At 63.5% G+C, this 16,766-nt stretch carries 17 protein-coding genes; 5 read left to right on the top strand and 12 right to left on the bottom strand.

Translation table 11 applies throughout. The features are described from left to right. Positions 1 to 92: 92 nt before the first annotated feature. The 12 genes from AC0L18_RS21620 to AC0L18_RS21565 form a co-directional block, all read right to left on the bottom strand. Complete coding sequence (locus AC0L18_RS21620; RefSeq protein WP_473494136.1) at positions 93 to 560, bottom strand: cytochrome c-type biogenesis protein; 468 nt, start codon at positions 558 to 560, stop codon at positions 93 to 95. Continuing rightward, on the bottom strand, positions 557 to 2,548 hold the full coding sequence (locus AC0L18_RS21615) for a heme lyase CcmF/NrfE family subunit (protein WP_473494135.1): 1,992 nt from the start codon (positions 2,546 to 2,548) through the stop codon (positions 557 to 559). Before AC0L18_RS21615 ends, AC0L18_RS21620 begins: the two co-directional genes overlap by 4 nt. A 105-nt stretch (positions 2,549 to 2,653) precedes the next feature. Then, on the bottom strand, positions 2,654 to 3,094 hold the full coding sequence (ccmE, locus tag AC0L18_RS21610) for a cytochrome c maturation protein CcmE (RefSeq protein ID WP_023800816.1): 441 nt from the start codon (positions 3,092 to 3,094) through the stop codon (positions 2,654 to 2,656). A 3-nt stretch (positions 3,095 to 3,097) separates the two neighbouring features. Continuing rightward, positions 3,098 to 4,231 (bottom strand): c-type cytochrome biogenesis protein CcmI, encoded by a 1,134-nt coding sequence (gene ccmI, locus AC0L18_RS21605; RefSeq protein ID WP_473494134.1) that lies wholly within the window; start codon positions 4,229 to 4,231, stop codon positions 3,098 to 3,100. A gap of 299 nt (positions 4,232 to 4,530) precedes the next feature. Then, positions 4,531 to 4,971 (bottom strand): hypothetical protein, encoded by a 441-nt coding sequence (locus AC0L18_RS21600; RefSeq protein ID WP_473494133.1) that lies wholly within the window; start codon positions 4,969 to 4,971, stop codon positions 4,531 to 4,533. Between the two features lie 282 nt (positions 4,972 to 5,253). Then, positions 5,254 to 6,705: an ATP-binding protein gene (locus AC0L18_RS21595; RefSeq protein ID WP_473494132.1), complete on the bottom strand. Its 1,452-nt coding sequence runs from the start codon at positions 6,703 to 6,705 to the stop codon at positions 5,254 to 5,256. After that, positions 6,689 to 7,354, bottom strand: a complete 666-nt coding sequence (locus AC0L18_RS21590; RefSeq protein WP_473494131.1) for a response regulator transcription factor — start codon at positions 7,352 to 7,354, stop codon at positions 6,689 to 6,691. Before AC0L18_RS21590 ends, AC0L18_RS21595 begins: the two co-directional genes overlap by 17 nt. 105 nt (positions 7,355 to 7,459) lie before the next feature. Then, a complete protein-coding gene (locus AC0L18_RS21585; RefSeq protein WP_023800821.1) occupies positions 7,460 to 7,759 on the bottom strand; it encodes a hypothetical protein in 300 nt (99 codons plus the stop codon). Positions 7,760 to 7,927: 168 nt separating this feature from the next. Then, positions 7,928 to 8,338 carry a DUF3168 domain-containing protein gene (locus AC0L18_RS21580; protein WP_473494130.1) on the bottom strand — a complete coding sequence of 137 codons (411 nt, stop codon included), beginning with the start codon at positions 8,336 to 8,338 and terminating at the stop codon, positions 7,928 to 7,930. Positions 8,339 to 8,469: 131 nt separating this feature from the next. Next, positions 8,470 to 8,736, bottom strand: a complete 267-nt coding sequence (locus AC0L18_RS21575) for a DUF1488 family protein (protein WP_473494129.1) — start codon at positions 8,734 to 8,736, stop codon at positions 8,470 to 8,472. A gap of 12 nt (positions 8,737 to 8,748) precedes the next feature. Then, positions 8,749 to 8,997: a hypothetical protein gene (locus tag AC0L18_RS21570; RefSeq protein ID WP_023800824.1), complete on the bottom strand. Its 249-nt coding sequence runs from the start codon at positions 8,995 to 8,997 to the stop codon at positions 8,749 to 8,751. Between the two features lie 249 nt (positions 8,998 to 9,246). Further along, on the bottom strand, positions 9,247 to 10,800 hold the full coding sequence (locus AC0L18_RS21565) for a trimethylamine methyltransferase family protein (RefSeq protein WP_473494128.1): 1,554 nt from the start codon (positions 10,798 to 10,800) through the stop codon (positions 9,247 to 9,249). Positions 10,801 to 10,971: 171 nt separating this feature from the next. Between AC0L18_RS21565 and AC0L18_RS21560 the strand changes: the two genes are divergently transcribed. The 5 genes from AC0L18_RS21560 to AC0L18_RS21540 all read left to right on the top strand — a co-directional run bounded on the left by AC0L18_RS21560 (position 10,972) and on the right by AC0L18_RS21540 (position 16,728). Further along, positions 10,972 to 11,610: a TetR/AcrR family transcriptional regulator gene (locus AC0L18_RS21560; protein WP_473494127.1), complete on the top strand. Its 639-nt coding sequence runs from the start codon at positions 10,972 to 10,974 to the stop codon at positions 11,608 to 11,610. A gap of 157 nt (positions 11,611 to 11,767) precedes the next feature. Beyond that, positions 11,768 to 13,927 (top strand): transglycosylase domain-containing protein, encoded by a 2,160-nt coding sequence (locus tag AC0L18_RS21555; protein ID WP_473494126.1) that lies wholly within the window; start codon positions 11,768 to 11,770, stop codon positions 13,925 to 13,927. A gap of 115 nt (positions 13,928 to 14,042) precedes the next feature. Next, complete coding sequence (locus AC0L18_RS21550; RefSeq protein WP_473494125.1) at positions 14,043 to 14,627, top strand: DUF1214 domain-containing protein; 585 nt, start codon at positions 14,043 to 14,045, stop codon at positions 14,625 to 14,627. After that, complete coding sequence (locus tag AC0L18_RS21545; protein WP_027152781.1) at positions 14,620 to 15,168, top strand: DUF1254 domain-containing protein; 549 nt, start codon at positions 14,620 to 14,622, stop codon at positions 15,166 to 15,168. Before AC0L18_RS21550 ends, AC0L18_RS21545 begins: the two co-directional genes overlap by 8 nt. Positions 15,169 to 15,720: 552 nt before the next feature. After that, entirely contained in the window at positions 15,721 to 16,728 is a 1,008-nt protein-coding gene (locus AC0L18_RS21540; protein ID WP_473494124.1) for a hypothetical protein, read from the top strand. The last annotated feature ends 38 nt before the right edge of the window (positions 16,729 to 16,766 follow it).

Genomic DNA, 16,766 nt, shown 5'->3' with positions numbered 1-16,766 from the left:
GAGCGCGCAGACAAGGCTTGAAGCGGTTCGTCACCTGGTCGCGAGACATCGTGACACGGCCGTGGCCTTGGCGGCGGGGCGGCCGGGCCGAATTAGTTACCCAGCACCTTGTCCAACGCTGCCTTCTCCTCGGCGGTGAGCATGGCCGCAGGCGTTGAACGGCGCGACCGGGCGGTCAGCACGATGAAAATCCCGCCGGCAAGCAGCAGAAGGACCGGCGTGCCCCACAACAGCGCATTGCGCAGGCTGAAGCGCGGCTTCAACAGCACGAACTCGCCGTAGCGGGAAACGATGTAGTCGATCACCTGCCGGTCGGTATCGCCGGCGACCAGGCGCTGGCGCACCAGCACGCGCAGGTCGCGGGCAAGCTCGGCGTCGGATTCGTCGATCGACTGGTTCTGGCAAACCATGCAGCGCAGCTCTTCCGAAAGCGTCCGTGCTCGCGCCTCGAGCGCCGGGTCGGCCAGAACCTCGTCCGGCTTCACCGCAAGTGCGGCGCCGGCAAACAACAGCGTCAGCAGCAGGATCAGGGAGGCCAGTGAAGTTTTTCTTGCGGTCATGGCAGGCTCGCCGAAGGCATGGCGCCCGCCGATCTGCGGCGGCGCGACGGTGCGCCGACGCGCAGCCGCCGGTCCATCAGCGACATCGCAGCACCTGCCATCATGACAAGGGCGCCGCCCCAGATCAGCGTCACCAGCGGCTTCCACCACAGCCGCACCACGACGGAGCCGTCGGTCGCCTCATCGCCAAGCGAGAGGTAGAGCTGGCTGAAACCGATCGTCTTGATACCCGACTCGGTCGTCGTCATCTGCCGGACCGGATAGGAGCGCTTGGACGAGGTGATCACGGCGGTGGTGCTTCCATCAGCGCCGAGCAGGGCGAAGCGGCCGCGATCCTCGCTGTAGTTAGGCCCCTGGGCCGGATAGAGCCCTTCGAAGCGCAGTGTGTGGCCGGACAGTTGCACGGTCTCGCCTGCACGCATCGACAGTATCTTCTCGGTGCCGAAGCAAAGTGTGCCGATGATGCCCAGAGTCGTCAGCCCAAGGCCAAGATGGGCGAGCGCGGTGCCGAAGACCGAACGCGGCAGGCCGGCGAAGCGCCTGAGCATGATGCCGGGCGCGACACTGCCAAAGCCGGACTTGACGGCAATATCGGTGAGCGCGCCGCAGATCAGCCAGAAGCCCAGGCCGACGCCAAGTGCTGCGAACACCGACGCACCGTCGATGAACAAGGCCGTCACCAGCACGGCCAGAAGCGCGGCGGCGAAGGCCGCCATCAGCCGCTGGGCGACGGCGAAAATGTCGCCGCGCTTCCAGGCCAGCAGCGGCCCGAACGGAACAGCGACCAGGAGCGGCACCATCAGCGGGCCGAACGTCAGGTTGAAGAACGGCGCGCCGACCGAAATCTTGTCGGCCGAAACGGCCTCGACGACCAGCGGATACAGCGTGCCGATCAGCACGGTGGCGGTGGCCGTGGTCAGGAACAGATTGTTGAGGACCAGCGCCCCTTCGCGCGAGATCGGATGAAACAGGCCGCCGGCCGTCAACCTCGAGGCGCGAAAGGCGAACAACGCCAGTGAGCCGCCGATGAACAGTGTCAGGATGCAGAGAATGAACACGCCGCGCGTCGGATCGGTGGCGAAGGCGTGGACGGAGGTGAGCACGCCGGAGCGCACCAGGAAGGTGCCGAGCAGCGACAGCGAGAAGGTCAGGATCGCCAGCAACAGCGTCCAGATCTTCAGGGCCGAGCGCTTTTCCATGACGATCGCCGAATGGAGCAGCGCGGTGCCGGCCAGCCAAGGCATGAACGAGGCGTTCTCGACCGGATCCCAGAACCAGAAACCGCCCCAGCCAAGTTCGTAATAGGCCCAGTAGGAACCCATGGCGATGCCGCCGGTCAGGAACATCCACGCGACCAGCGTCCATGGCCGCACCCAGCGCGCCCAGGACGCGTCGATGCGGCCTTCGATGAGGGCGGCGACCGAGAAGGAAAAGCAGATCGAGAAGCCGACATAGCCGAGATAGAGCAGCGGCGGATGGATGGCGAGGCCGAGATCCTGCAGGATCGGGTTGAGATCGCGGCCCTCGATCGGCGCCGGATTGAGCCTGGCGAACGGGTTGGACGTCGCCAGGATGAACAGCAAGAAGGTGGCGCCGATCGCGCCTTGCACGGCAAGCACGTTGGCTCGAAGGGTCGCTGGAAGATTGCTGCCGAAAGCAGCGACGAGCGCCCCGAAGAAGCTCAGGATCAGCACCCAGAGCAGCATCGAGCCCTCGTGATTGCCCCATGTGCCGGTGATCTTGTAGATCAGCGGCTGCAGCGAATGCGAGTTGTCCCAGACGTTGGCCACCGAAAAGTCGGACGTCGCATAGGCCGTCGCCAGCGCCGCGAAGGACAGAGCGGTCAAGGCGAAGCCGGTCACCGCGACCGGATCGCCGACGGCCATCATCTTCTGGCTGTTGATACGCGCGCCGAACAGCGGCACCAGCGCCTGTACCAAAGCCAGCGCGAACGCCAGGACCAGCGCGAAATGTCCGGTTTCAACCATTGTGGCCAAGCCCGCCAGGTTTTTGCTTTGCCGCAGGGTCTTGCCGCAAAACCGTGGGAACCCTCGTGTCAAGCCCGAGGGCAGGCTTTTGCGGAACCTGCTTAGTCACTTTTTGCTCTCCTGCCACACGCCCCTGGATTTGAGGCCGTCGGCCACCTCCTTGGGCATGTAGTTCTCGTCGTGCTTGGCCAGCACGCTGTCGGCGACGAAGACGCCGTCCGGGCGAAAAATGCCTTCAGTGATGACGCCCTGCTCCTCGCGGAAAAGGTCGGGAAGAATGCCGGTGTAGGTAACCTTGACCTGCTTCTGGTTGTCGGTCACCGAAAAGGCGACGGTGGTCCCCTGACCGCGCTCGATCGTGCCTTTTTCGACGAGGCCGCCGAGCCTGATACGCTGCCCGGGCTGCAGGCTGGCGGTCGTCAGATCGGCCGGCATGTAGAAGTAGGAGGCCTTCTGGCCGAGCGCGTAGAAGGTCAGGCCGGTGGCGGCACCGAGGAAGGCCAACCCTCCGGCGATCACCGACAGTCGTTTCTGCTTGCGCGTCATTTTTTACTCCGTCGCCGTCAGGCCAAGCGAGACGGCAAAGGCGGTGAATTTCTTCGCTTCGTCACTATCGGGGCCAAAAACGGCGATACCGCGATTGAGCGCGTCGCGCGCCTGATCGGCCTTGCCCAGCACGACATAGGAACGAATAAGCTGCATCCATCCTTCCACATCGCGCGGGTTTTGCCGCAGTTTTTCATCAAGCCCCGCAACCATGGTGTTGATCATCGCTTCCCTATCCTGCGGCGACATCGACGCGGCGGCATCGACATCCCCGGCGTTCGGGCCTTTTGCAGGTACTCCCGAAGCGACGCTGCGCCTGGCGGATTCGGCCAGTGCCTGCTCGACGGCGCCGCGCCAGGGCGAGTCCTGTGGCAAGGCCGCGAGCATTTTCTGCCAGCCAATCGTCGCCTCCTCGATGCGGCCTTCCTGCGCCATGCCCATCGCCAGATAAAAGCTGGCCTTCGGATTCGCCGGATCGAGCTTCAGCGCCGCCTCGAAGGCTGCCCGAGCATCGGCCGAGACAATGCCGCCCGCTTCGCTGGCGATCGCCTCGCCGAGGCCGGCCTGGCGGGCTGCGCTGTCGCCGTCGAGGCGAATGGCGTTGCGGTACGCCGTCATCGCGTCGGAGAACCGCTGCATGCGCTGATAGATTGGCGCCAGCACGTCCCAACCCCTGCCATCGGACGGGTTGGCGGCAAGGTGGGCCTCGGCGCGTGCCACCAGTTCGTCGACCGAACTGTCGGCGGGATTCTTGGCCAGTCGCTCGCTGAGCGGCTGCGACGGCAGATCGGGCGAGCCGAGTTGGCTGTACAAGCCCCAGCTGACCAGCGGGACCGCCAGGACCGCAGCCGTCGCAACCAGCCTGGTCGCCATCGATGGCTGCCGCGCCGCTGCCTTGTCGGCGGCATTGTCGAGGCGAAGGATGCGGCGGGCGATCTCCGCACGCGCCTCTTCGGCCTCGGCCGGCTGGATCAGGCCACGCGCCACGTCGCGGTCAAGCTCGGACAGCTGGTCGCGATAGACTTCAAGGTCATGATCGCTGCTTGGCGAACCACCCTTCGGGCCGCCGGCCAGCGGCAGCAGCACCGCCAGGCTTGCACCCAGCGTGAGAATGGCGGCTATGACCCAGAACAGCATGCTTCTTCCAATAACGGCAGAGCCCTGCCCTGCCAACACAGGCGTCCTGCGACGCTTTGACGGCAGATGCGTCGCATGTCCTTGATTGATGTCAACCGGACCTAAAGCGCGTCGCGTTCGACCGGCGTCATGCGACGCGCCTTAGGTAGTCGTTTTCATGCATGTCGTCATCGCAAGATCGCCGCACACCCCGGGGCAGGTCCCGAGGGCACGCTTTTGCGCGAATTCTTGTTTTTATGCATGTCGTTATCGCAAAACCGCTGCACACTTTTGCGCGACATGCATTATCCGGCCGGTCGTTACGTCAGCGGTGTCCAGCTGCCATCGGCGTTGCGGCAAGCGGTTCCGCGCGCGGTGGCGCCGGCGGCGCCGGTGAACACCGTATGGGTATATTGTCGGCAGTCCTGCGAGCCGACACGATAGGGCTGGGCGGGCACGACTTCACCGTAATGCGCCGACCGATCGCTCTTCCACGTCACCTTCTGGCTGCTCGCCGTGTACTCGAGCGCCCTGTATTCCGCCTCCAGCGCCTTGCGTTTTTCGGGATTGCTCAAGCCGGTACCAATCGATCCGCTGACGAGGCCGCCGCCCATGGCGGAAATGACCGTCGTCGCGATCTTGCCTTCACTTGGCTGCGTTGCGGCCGGCTGCGGCGCCACCGTGGGGCCAGGGTTCCTGCCCAGCGTCGTGCAGCCGGAAACGGCCAGCAGTGCGGAGACGAGCGCGACGCGAATCTTCATGCCAAAAACCGGTCTCTTGAGTTAAAGCTGGGGGCCGCGCCATCGGGGAAGTCGGCGTGGCCATAGTGTCGATGTTTGTCGGAAATTTGGCCGCGGCCGACGGCTCCGGGACCAGTCGACATGCCGCCATATCACGCACCGTCGATCAATGTCGACTGGCCCAGCAAAAAGCATAGGCCTAAAGCGCGTCGCGTTTGGCCGGCCTCATGCGACGCGCTTCAGGTTGTTGTTTTTACGCATGTCGTTATCGCAAAACCGCTGCACACTTTTGCGCGACATGCATTAGTGAAGGCTCCGCAATCGAACCACCGCCTTCAACCCGCCCATGCTGGACCGTTCCAGAGCCAGAACGCCTCCGTATTCGTTGACGAGGTCGGCGACAATGGCAAGTCCAAGCCCGGTGCCCGGCCTTGTCTCGTCGAGACGCCGTCCGCGCTTCAGCGCCTCGCGTGCCTTGTCTTCTGGAATGCCCGGGCCGTCATCCTCGATGCTGATCTCGAACAGGATGACAGCACCCTCCTTGCCGGAGCCAGTCTTCTTGCCGGGGATTGGCGCCACCGATACCGCGACCGCGCTCTTTGCCCATTTCATGGCGTTGTCGAGCAAATTGCCAAGCAATTCTTCCAGATCCTCGCGTTCGCCGGCAAAGACGATATCGACTGCCGGCAGCGAAAGTGAGAGAGCGGTCTGCGGATTGAGTTTTTGCAGCACGCGCACCATGCGCTGGACCAGCGGCGCCACCGGCGTGCGGTAGACGACGCTGTCGCGTTGCGCCGCAACGCGGGCGCGCTGCAGATAATGGTTGATCTGCTTCTGCATCGAGGCGGCCTGTTCGGCTATGAGCTGGCCCTTGGCGCCGCCGAGCGCCCGTCCCTCGTTGATCAGCACCGCCAGCGGCGTCTTCAGCGAATGGGCGAGGTTGCCGACCTGCGTTCGCGAGCGCTCGACGATACGCTTGTTGTTTTCGATCAACGCGTTGGTCTCGTTGGCGAGCGGCTCGATCTCGGCGGGGAAGCGACCGTCGAGCTTTTGCGCGGTTCCTTCGCGCACCATGGCGAGAGCGTCCCTGACCCGGCGCAATGGCTGCAGGCCCAGCAGGATGGCGATGGCGTTGATGGCGATCATGCCGACGCCGAACAGCGAAAGATAGGTAAGCAGGCGACGCTGAAAGGCGCTTATCTCCTGCTCGAGCTCGGTCCGGTTGCCCATGACGCGGAAGCGCGCTGCGCGATTTTTCGCGTCGAGAACGAACTCGCTCTCGAACACTTCCAGTTCCTCGCCATCGATACCTTCTGTCGTATAGCTGCGCTGGAAGCTGGCATTGAAAGGAACCTCGGCGACGCTTGGCGACAGGATCGCCTTGGGCATCGAGGAGGAGTGCAACTCACCACTCACGCCTTCCGACGCAGGCTCCACCGACCAGTACCAGCCGGAATTCGGCTCCGAGAACCGAAGGTCGCCCAGGTCGGGAGCGCCAGTCAACGAACCGCCTTCGGACACGCCGACCGAGCCGATCAGATTGAACAGATGCGCCGACAACAGGCTGTCGAAACCGCGCTCGCTCGCCTGGCGATAAAGGGTTGTGATCAGCGTGAAGATGACAATCAGGGTGAGTATCGCCCAGACCGTGGAAAAGGCGATCACCCGGAACGCCAGCGAACGCGGCCCGAACCGCAGTGAAAGCGGCGTCCTTGCAGTCTGTCTGAGCGGTTCCGCCTTACGCCTCCGGCTCACGCATCCGATAGCCCATGCCGCGAACGGTTTCTATCATGTCGATGCCCATCTTCTTGCGAAGCCGCCCGACAAAGACCTCGATTGTGTTGGAATCGCGGTCGAAATCCTGATCGTAAAGGTGCTCGACCAACTCGGTTCGGGACACGACCTCGCCCATATGGTGCATCAGATAGGCAAGCAGGCGAAATTCGTGCGACGTCAGCTTCAACGGCAGGCCGTCGACATCGGCCTTGGAGGCTTTGGTGTCGAGCCGCAGCGGTCCGCAGGTCAGTTCGGACGACGCATGGCCGGCCGCGCGCCGGATGAGCGCTCGGACCCTGGCCAGCACCTCTTCGATGTGGAACGGCTTGGTGACATAATCGTCGGCGCCGGCGTCGATGCCGGATACCTTGTCGCTCCAGCGATCGCGCGCCGTCAGAATCAGGACCGGCATCTTGCGGCCGCCGCGCCGCCAGCGTTCGACCACGCTGATGCCGTCCATCTGCGGCAAGCCGATGTCGAGCACCACGGCGTCATAGGGCTCGGTGTCGCCAAGGAAATGCCCTTCCTCACCGTCGAAAGCCCGGTCGACAACATAGCCGGCATCGACCAGCGCGTCTGATATCTGCCGGTTCAGGTCCTTGTCATCTTCGACGACGAGTACGCGCATGCGGGAATCATACCCAGTTGAAGAATCGGCCTGTTGAAAAATCGGCCTGTTGAGGAGCTGGACGTCAGATATAGGCCGATTCCAGCGCCTGGGATACGGCAGGCATCAGTTCAGCGGAACGACGATCTCCGTGCGGCGCGGACGCTGCCCATCCTTGCCCGGAACCAGCACGACGATGACGCAGACCGGCTGGCCACCGCGCGTCGACTGCGACGCCTTGGCCAGCGTGCCGCCATTCTGCTCGGCGACCTGCTGACCGATCGCGTAGCAGTCGGAGGCGGCCAGGACGATCGGCCGGTTCTGCTCGGGCACGACGACCGGCAGCGCCGTCGCCTGCGACGCAAACAGACCGGCAGCGCAGAGAGCAAGTGTCGCGGTTGGGAAGTGGGAGCGAAGCGTTTTCATGATCAGCGTCCTAACGCATCGGTGCTGAACGTGATATGAACATTGCCTGCAACACATGCCTGTCTCACCCCCTGAAATGCGACACAACCAACCCCGGTGATTTGGCCGCCCCAACCCGGCAAATCCAAGCGCCAGTCTAGACTGTGTTGCAGCCTCATTGAAAGCGCGTCAGGCGTTTTCTTCCGTCACGGCACGAAAGCGCAGCAGCCCGTGACAGGCTGAAAGATCCTCGTCGTAACGGACCTCGGTGAATTCGAGCCTGAGATTGACGCGGTGATGCTCGTCGAGCGCCAGCGCCGCATCCTGGAGGCGGGCCTTTACCATGTCCATCACGTCGCGCATTTCTTTCCTGGCCTCGGATTTCGACCAAAAATGCAGAGTGAAAAGCTGCTCGGCGTCGTTCTCCCTGCCTGTTACCCAGTCATAGACGCTGGTCCGGCCGAACGTCACATAGGGAAACGGGATGTTTTCCGGGGCATGGTCGAATAGTTTTGCGCCGCCCAACGCCGCTGACAGGGAACCGTCAGCGTCCAGCGCCTGGAACAAGGCCTTCTGCAACGCGGCAGCCGGCGCGGTCATTGTATTCTCCCTCGCCCGTCGCGGCTGAACAGGCCTTCACCCGACAGATTCCGCCTGCAGCGCAGCCGCGTTGAAATTCTGCCGCCAGATCCCGGGATTTCCAAGGCCGCGATCGCGCGGACAGTCGGGATTTATCGAAAATCGGCTGCGGTCAGCACATACATGCTCTTGCCGGTACGGGTATAAGCGTTCCTTGCGACGTCATGTATGGGACCGACGGCCGAATCGAAGGCGGCGAGATATGTGGCTTCAGCTGTCGCCGTCCCCGGCGACGCCGTCGAGATGGCGTCTGCATGGACAAAGAAAGATATCTGGCACATGCCATCATAGCCGACGAAGCGGATCCGCCGGCTCGCCTCGTCGTAGCTTCGGCTTAGGTTTGGAAATGTCAGGCTCATGACTTGATGCCGTCAAGCGGCCCCCGCTTTCTTGCCTGCCGCCCGCTTTTTCTTGGGAGCGACGGGATTGAGGGCTTCCGCCGCACGGTCGGCCTCTTCCTTGGCCAGCCGCAGCGCCCGCAACTTTTCGGTCTTGATGGTCCTGGCCTTGGCCTCGGAAATATATTCGGCCGTAGCCTGGTTTCGCTCGGCGGTTTTCTTCTGCTTCTCCATGAAGCGCGCTTCAGCTTTTTCCATGATATTCTGATTGGGTTCCGCCATGGATAAAATCTCCTTTTAGCTGAGGTGATGAAAATTAGTTTCTCACCTAAAATAGGAACTCGGAACGGAAAAACCAATTTTCAGGATGTTTTTGATTGAACAAATGCTTGAAATGACATTGTGAAATAATACCAAATTCATTCGCACAGAACTGAATGCGGCACCGACTGCTCACGTACGCCCGCTCCGATCAGCGCTAGCCTGGGCTCACGGCCGCCATCTATTCGGGCAGGGACGCTGCGCTGATCCTCACGAGACCGGTGCTGCGCCACCCTCTTCCGTGCGCCGCGCAATGAATTCGTCGAGAACACTTGATGTGGCAGCGGCGCAAGCCGGCGGCCGAAAATCGGCCAGCAGCCGTTGCCAGATGCCGGTGGCGCGCTCCGTGGCGGTTCTTGACCCGGCCTGCGTCCAGTTGCCGAAATTCGACCAGTCGGCGACCAGCGGTTCGTAGAATGCGGTGCGGTAGCGCGCCATTGTGTGCCCGGCCGAGAAGAAATGCCCGCCCGGCTGCACTTCGGCGATGGCGTCGAAGCCGATCGCGGCCTCGTCGCCGGGCGTCGCCGCGCAGAGTTCCGCGATGGTCTGCAGCGCCTCGATATCGGTGATCAGCTTCTCGAACGAGACGCTCAACCCGCCTTCGAGCCAGCCGGCAGCATGGATGCAGACCGTCGCGCCGGCGAGCACCGAACCCCACAGCGCGAACTGCGTTTCGTGGGCTGCCTGCGCGTCCGAAATGTTGGCGGCACTGCCGCCGCCGGACCGCCAGGGAAGGCCGGTGAAGCGTGCAAGCTGACCGGCGCCGAGCGTCGCTTTGACGTGCTCCGGCGTGCCGAAGGCCGGCGCCCCGGACTTCATGTCGACATTGGAGGAGAAGGAGCCATAGACGACCGGCGCGCCCGGCCGCACGATTTGGGCCAGCGTCAGCCCGGCCAGCGCTTCGGCGTGCTGCAGCGTCAGCGCGCCGGCCACGGTGATCGGCGCCATGGCGCCGGCCAGGCAGAAGGGCGTGATGATCAGCACCTGCCCCGCCTTGGCAAAGTCGATGATGCCTTGCGCCATCGGAATGTCGAGTTGACGCGGCGAGTTGGTGTTGATGACGGTGTAGCAATGAGCGCCCGAACGGAATTCGTCCTCCGACAGGCCGCGCGCCAGCCGCAGCATCTCGAAGCCGTCCTCGACCTGCGGCGTGCCGCGCGCGAAGACGAACGGCAGTTTGTCGGAGAGCGTCAACTGCGCGCGGTTGACGGCATAATGGCGGAAGCGGTTGTCGATGTCCTGCGGCTCGATGCAAGGTCCCAGCATGTGCAGCACGTCGAAATGCTGCACCAGGCGGATGAGATCCTCGAAAGCGGCAAGCGTTCCCGGCCGCCGGCCGTGCTCCAGATCGGTGACGTTCGGCGCCCCGGATCCTGCCAGGAACGTCATCGAGCCGAGTTCGAGCGTCAGGTCGCGGGCACGGTCACCGGCATGGACGCGGATCGATTTCGGCGCCGAGCCCAGCGCCGCCGAGACGATATCGCGGCCGATGCGCACTATCTGGCTGTCCTCGTCGACCAAAGCGCCGGCACGGGCAAGAATAGCGCGCGCCTCCGGCAGCAGCACCTTGACGCCGAGTTGCTCGAGCACGCGCAGCGCCGTGTCGTGGATCGCGGCGACCTGGTCGGCCGAAAAGATCGGCTGCGGCAGAAACGGGTTCTTCAGCGAACGATAGTCCGGCCGGCGGCTGGTCTCGCTGCCGGCCTCGCCGGTTCGTCCGCGCCTGCGTTCGCGCCTGAGGTTGCGTGCGGCGTCATCGACCATGGCGGATACTCCTCATTGCCGTATTGCCCTGCGTTGCGGATCGTAGGCAGGAGCCGCGATGACGCGCGTTGGCCGCTCGGCCCAGTTCGTTGAGGCAGACAGGATACTTGCACTGTACATATGTGTCTAGTACGGTTGTATGCAGTTCGCCCTCATGCCTATTGTGCGGCCATGACCATGATTTCTCCGCAGCACGAGCCGGCGCCCGGCAACACCAAGGTGACGCGCCGGGACTGGATCAATCTTGCGCTCCAGACACTGATTTCAGACGGCGTCGAAAGCGTGCGCGTGCTGCCGCTTGGCCAGAAACTCGGCGTATCGCGCTCAAGCTTCTATTGGTATTTCGAGAGCCGTCAGGACCTGCTCGACCAGTTGCTTGCGCATTGGCGGGACACCAACACCAAGTCGATCATTGAACGCGCGCAGCGGCCGGCCGAAAGCATCATCATGGGGGTCATGAACGTGTTCGAATGCTGGGCCGACGAGCGCCTGTTCGATCCCAGGCTCGACTTTGCCATCCGGGAATGGGCGCGTCGCTCCGACGACGTGCGCCGGGCCATCGACCAAGCCGACAATGACCGACTGGGCGCGATCCGCGACATGTATCGCCGGCATGGCTACGGCGAAGAGGATGCCTTCATCCGCGCCCGTGTGCTCTACTACATGCAGATCGGCTATTATGTGCTCGACCTCAAGGAACCGGTCGAGGCGAGAGTCAGTCATCTCGCCGCCTATCTGCGCAGTTTCACCGGCCAGGAGCCAAGCGATGCCGACGTGGCGCATTTCATGCGCTTTATCGCGGCGCGTTAAGTGGGTGCGAGGTGGCAGAGGTCGCAGGCCCGACCCTGGTATCAACAAACTGTACCGCGAAAGCCCCCTCACCCTTGTGAGCGTGGCCAAAATGGACAAATAGTCTGGTATGAGTGCCGCTTCTCAGTGGGAGGCGTAGCCGCAGCCGGATCTTGGAATGGCCAGTCCTTTGAAAACACGCAGGAGAAGGGGTCCGATTGCCGCAAGACTGCTGGCGGCGGATGCGTGGTTCGATTCCTCGCTCTACGAGACCGGCTTCAAGGCGCGCCGGTTCTGGGAAGCGGCCACCATTTTTTTCCGGCGCTTCCGCGTCTCCGGCTGGCGCCGCGGCATCATCGAACTGTTGAGCGAAGGTTTCACGCTCGGCGCCGGCGGCATCGTCGTCATGCTGGCGCTCGCCTTGCCGGCCTTCCAGGAAACCGCCGGCGACTGGCGCGCCCAGGGCGATTTCGCCATCACCTTCCTCGACCGCTACGGCAATGAGATCGGCCAGCGCGGCATCATCCAGCGCGATTCGGTGCCGGTCGACGAGATGCCCGACCAGGTCATCAAGGCGGTGCTGGCCACCGAGGATCGGCGTTTCTTCGATCACTACGGCATCGACGCGCTCGGCCTTTCGCGCGCGATCTTCGCGAACGTGCGGGCGAATTCCGTGGTGCAGGGCGGTTCGAGCATCACCCAGCAACTGGCCAAGAACCTGTTCCTGACCAATGAACGGACGTTGGAGCGCAAGGTCAAGGAAGCCTTCCTGGCGCTGTGGCTCGAGGCCAATCTGTCGAAGAAGGAGATCCTGCAGCTCTATCTCGACCGCGTCTATATGGGCGGCGGCACGTTCGGCATCGAAGCGGCCGCCGATTTCTATTTCGGCAAAAGCGTCAAGGATGTGAACCTCGCCGAAGCGGCGATGCTGGCCGGCCTGTTCAAGGCACCGACCAAATACGCGCCGCACATCAACCTGCCTGCTGCCAGGGCGCGGGCCAATGTGGTGCTGTCGAATCTCGTCGAAGGCGGCTTCATGAGCGAGGGTCAGGTGCTGCAGGCGCGGCTGCATCCGGCTGAAATCGTCGACCGCGGCGAGCAGAAGAGCCCGGATTACTACCTCGACTGGGCATTCGAAGAGGTCAAGAAGATCGTCGCGAAGTCCGGCCAGCATTCGCTGGTCGCCCACACCACTTTCGACGCCAACATCCAGAAGGCGGCGGAAGAATCGATGGAGTTCCATCTCCGCCAGTTCGGCAAGGAATACAACGTCACCGAAGGCGCCATGGTCGTCATCGAAACCAATGGCGCAGTCAGGGCGATCGTCGGCGGCCGCGACTACGGTGCCAGCCAGTTCAACCGCGCCACCAAGGCGCTGCGCCAGAGCGGCTCGTCGTTTAAACCCTACGTATACGCAACGGCGATGGAGCACGGCTTCACGCCGGACTCCATCGTTTCCGGCGCGCCGATCTCCTGGGGTGCCTGGTCGCCGCACAATTACAATGACGGACGGGCCGGCAAGGTCACGCTGATCACGGCGATGGCCAAATCGGTCAACACCGTGCCGGTGCGGCTGGCCAAGAATCATCTCGGCATCAAGCCGATCAAGGCGATGGCGGAAGCCATGGGCGTCGAATCGCCGCTCGAATCGCACAAGACGATGGTGCTCGGCACATCGGGCATGACCGTCATGGACCAGGCGACAGGCTTTAGCGTGTTCGCCCAGAACGGCTTAGTCGGCTCCCGGCATGGCGTCACCCAGCTCGTCACCCGCACCGGCGAGGTGGTTTACGATTTCGCCAAGGATGCGCCGCCGCCGCGCCGTGTGCTCTCGGAGCAGGCGCTGAAATCCATGAACACCATGCTGGCGGCGGTGCCGGTGATGGGCACGGCGCGGCGCGCTGCGCTTCCCAATATCGTTTCGGCCGGCAAAACCGGCACAACGCAGTCTTACCGCGACGCCTGGTATGTCGGCTTTACCGGCAACTACACGGCTGCCGTGTGGCTCGGCAATGACGACTTCACCCCGACCAACAACATGACCGGCGGCTCGCTGCCGGCGATGGTTTGGCAGCGGCTGATGGTCTATGCGCACCAGAATATCGACCTCAAGCCGATCCCCGGCCTCGATCATCCCTTCGTCGACGAAGAGATCGCCGCCAAGGCCGAGGAAGCGGAAAAGAAGAATGCCGAGCAGGCAGCGGCCGACACTGCCGCCGAGCGGCCGCCGGTGCTGTCCAGCCAGACGACGCGGGCGCTCAGGGACATCACCAGGCTGTTCCAGTCGGCGCCCGTCCTCCAGGCGCCTGCGACACCGGAGACGCTGTCGGCGCTTTGATGCCGGCACGACGGGCCAGGCCATCCCTCGCGCCGCAATTCCACAGAGGTCCGCTTGCCATGGCCCCCTGCCCCGCGATATCCCCGAGCGGCACTCCTCTTGCCCGCGGCTCTTCATGCTCAAGAACGCATTCCTGACGCTCCTCGCGCTTGCCATAGCCATCGGCGGCGGCGGCGGCAGCGTCTGGTTCGCTCTCAAGACGCAGGATGGCATTGGCGCGATCAGGATCGGCCAATGGACGGCGTTTCCCGATATCGGCACGCAGACGGCGGATCCTTATTCGAAAGCCCGCGTGGCGCGCGAGGGCGTCCTTGCACTCGGGCAGGCAGAAGGCCTGTCGTTTATCGCCGAACGCGATTCCGATGGCGAACTATTGAAACGCCAATGCGCCTATGAAATCGAAGGCGGGTTTCCCACAGCCCGGTTCTGGACCCTCTATGCCGCCGATCGGTCGCTCGGCGTGGTCGAGACCGGCAAGCCAAGGCTTGCGTCACTTCAGTCCTACCAGGTGCTGCGCCAGCCCGACAATTCCGTGCTTATTTCCGTCAGCAACCGCCCCGCGCCCGGCAACTGGCTGCTTTCCGACGGCTTCGGCCGGATGTATCTCGTGCTGACATTCTACGACACGCCGATCGCCAGCAGCACGGGCCTTTCGGATGTCACGCTGCCGCAGATCGTAAAGGTCGGCTGCAATGCGTAGGCTGCTGCACGCGATCCTGCTCGGCCTGCTTGGCGCCGGCATCGTACACATCATCGTGCTGCTGCTCGCCCCGGAATTTTCCGAACGCAATGCCTGGTCGCGGCTGGCCATGGCCTCCAACCTTTATCGGATGACCAGGCTGGACGCTGAGGCCGGCGGTACGCCTGTGGTGAAATCGGTCGATCCGCTGTTTTATGCTGCGGCTTGCCGCTTCGATCTGTCCGATGGGATGGTTCGGGTGAAGGCACCGGGAAACGTCCCGTTCTGGTCCGTATCGGTCTATGACCGCAGCGGCCATAACATCTACTCCTTCAACGACCACAGTGCGACCGGAAGGGTGCTGGACAGTATCGTACTGACGCCGGCGCAGATGATCGAGATCCGCAAGGATCTCCCGGAGGAATTGCAAGGGGCAATCTTCGTCGAAGCGCCGATCGACGAAGGCATGTTCGTCATCCGCTCCTTCGTGCCCGACGACAGCTGGAAGCCGACCGTGTCGCGGTTTCTCGAGCAGAGTTCCTGCGAGCTGCAGGACTACTGACGTCAACCGAGACATGCCGCCGGTTGCGGCCCATGCCTTGCGAGCCGCCGCGGCGCTCGTTCAAGGGGATAGAGCATCCTTTGCGTGCCCAACAGGGCGCGGCTAATCCATTCAGCCGCGACGCGCTTCAATGATGCGGAACAGGCAACGTCCCCGACGTCCCCGGCATCGTCCTTGACGAACCCGGCTTGTCCGGACCGGCGCCTGGCCGCGCCTCGCCCGTCAGTGGCGGTTGCTCGTAACGGACGCCGGGGAAAATGATCACCGCCGCCGGCGCTCCGGTGTTTCGGTCTGCTCGATTGGTTGCCGCCGGTCGCGGCACGAAAGACAGTACCATGCCCATGGTTCGTGCATTCCTCTCGGTTGCCCCGGAGCACAACGCAACGCCTCCAATCTGATTAAGGAGCCAGTAGGTTAACGGAACGCTAACGCATCGCCGCTAATTTGATCTTTGTTCTGAGGTCAGGAAGTCCTGACCCGTGGCAAATGCGAAACCGACACAGTCCCGGTCGAGCATGGTCCAGATTGTGTCGAGTGTCAGGCGTATCCTTCGTGTCATCTGCGGATTTCAGGCAAATCGCTATACGGGCTGAACCGGGAAAGGCCGAAAGGCTGTTCCGCGCCACGGTGTCGGCGTTCTGTTCGCTGACCCGCCCTTCGCGCCGGGAGATCGCGCAACTTGAGGATCTGACGCTGCCGCTTTTCGCCGATGTGTCGGTCGAATCGCGCCGCTACGTCGCCGCCGCCCTTTCCGAATGCGAATATGCGCCCGCTGCGCTGGTCCGGCGGCTTTGCGAGGAGCCGGTCGACGTTGCCGCGCCGCTGCTCATCCGCTCGCGCGCGCTCAGCGATATCGACCTCATCGCGCTGATCGGCCGCCATGGCCTGCCGCATGCGCGCGCCATTGCGCGCCGCAAGGATCTGAACCCGACCATCGCCCACCTGATCAGGGCGCTTGAAAAGCCGACGCTGGTGAGCGTGCGGCAGCCTGAGGCGAACGCCAAGGCGGTGCCCGAAAGCGCCGAAGTCGTCGCCGACAGCCAGCAGGTGCCCGGCGCCGCCGCCGAGACTGCACGGCGCCGGCTGCGGTCGATGATGCGTGATGCCGAGAGCGGCGGCGCGACGATCAATCCGTTCGCCGGCGCTAACACCTACCTCAAACTGCGCGAGACGGCGCTGACCGGCAATGCCGCATTCTTCCAGACAGCACTGGCCGACGCGCTCGAGATCGATTTTTCAACGGCGCGGTCGCTCACCGCGAACCAGAACTACACGTCGCTGCTGGCCGCCCTGCGCGCGCTCGATCTCGGCGAAGAGAGGGCGTTCCTGATCACCGCCGCCGTCTATCCCACAGAGTTCTCGCATCCGCAGGCCATCCGCATCTTCCTCGACCGCTACCGGCTGCTGCATCGCGACGCAGCGCTGGACAGGCTACGCGGCTGGAAAGCCGAGACACTGTCGAAGGCCATTCGCAATGCCGGACCGATCGCGGCTAACGCCGACGTCCGCAAAGCGGACAGCGACAATGCTGCCGCCAGCCCTAAAGCGCGTCGCGTTTGACCCGCAGTCGCGCCTGAAAAGAGATTCAAGCGAACGCT

It is taken from the genome of Mesorhizobium sp. WSM4819 (assembly GCF_055811215.1).
Note: the sequence above shows the minus strand (reverse complement) of the source record. Positions and strands in the feature narration are given on the sequence as shown.

What these genes read in the sequence shown, in the direction of transcription:
- AC0L18_RS21620 (WP_473494136.1), bottom strand. Translation starts at nt 560, where the DNA reads ATGACCGCAAGAAAAACTTCACTGGCCTCCCTGATCCTGCTGCTGACG.
- AC0L18_RS21615 (WP_473494135.1), bottom strand. Translation starts at nt 2,548, where the DNA reads ATGGTTGAAACCGGACATTTCGCGCTGGTCCTGGCGTTCGCGCTGGCT.
- ccmE (WP_023800816.1), bottom strand. Translation starts at nt 3,094, where the DNA reads ATGACGCGCAAGCAGAAACGACTGTCGGTGATCGCCGGAGGGTTGGCC.
- ccmI (WP_473494134.1), bottom strand. Translation starts at nt 4,231, where the DNA reads ATGCTGTTCTGGGTCATAGCCGCCATTCTCACGCTGGGTGCAAGCCTG.
- AC0L18_RS21600 (WP_473494133.1), bottom strand. Translation starts at nt 4,971, where the DNA reads ATGAAGATTCGCGTCGCGCTCGTCTCCGCACTGCTGGCCGTTTCCGGC.
- AC0L18_RS21590 (WP_473494131.1), bottom strand. Translation starts at nt 7,354, where the DNA reads ATGCGCGTACTCGTCGTCGAAGATGACAAGGACCTGAACCGGCAGATA.
- AC0L18_RS21585 (WP_023800821.1), bottom strand. Translation starts at nt 7,759, where the DNA reads ATGAAAACGCTTCGCTCCCACTTCCCAACCGCGACACTTGCTCTCTGC.
- AC0L18_RS21580 (WP_473494130.1), bottom strand. Translation starts at nt 8,338, where the DNA reads ATGACCGCGCCGGCTGCCGCGTTGCAGAAGGCCTTGTTCCAGGCGCTG.
- AC0L18_RS21575 (WP_473494129.1), bottom strand. Translation starts at nt 8,736, where the DNA reads ATGAGCCTGACATTTCCAAACCTAAGCCGAAGCTACGACGAGGCGAGC.
- AC0L18_RS21570 (WP_023800824.1), bottom strand. Translation starts at nt 8,997, where the DNA reads ATGGCGGAACCCAATCAGAATATCATGGAAAAAGCTGAAGCGCGCTTC.
- AC0L18_RS21565 (WP_473494128.1), bottom strand. Translation starts at nt 10,800, where the DNA reads ATGGTCGATGACGCCGCACGCAACCTCAGGCGCGAACGCAGGCGCGGA.
- AC0L18_RS21560 (WP_473494127.1), top strand. Translation starts at nt 10,972, where the DNA reads ATGACCATGATTTCTCCGCAGCACGAGCCGGCGCCCGGCAACACCAAG.
- AC0L18_RS21555 (WP_473494126.1), top strand. Translation starts at nt 11,768, where the DNA reads ATGGCCAGTCCTTTGAAAACACGCAGGAGAAGGGGTCCGATTGCCGCA.
- AC0L18_RS21550 (WP_473494125.1), top strand. Translation starts at nt 14,043, where the DNA reads ATGCTCAAGAACGCATTCCTGACGCTCCTCGCGCTTGCCATAGCCATC.
- AC0L18_RS21545 (WP_027152781.1), top strand. Translation starts at nt 14,620, where the DNA reads ATGCGTAGGCTGCTGCACGCGATCCTGCTCGGCCTGCTTGGCGCCGGC.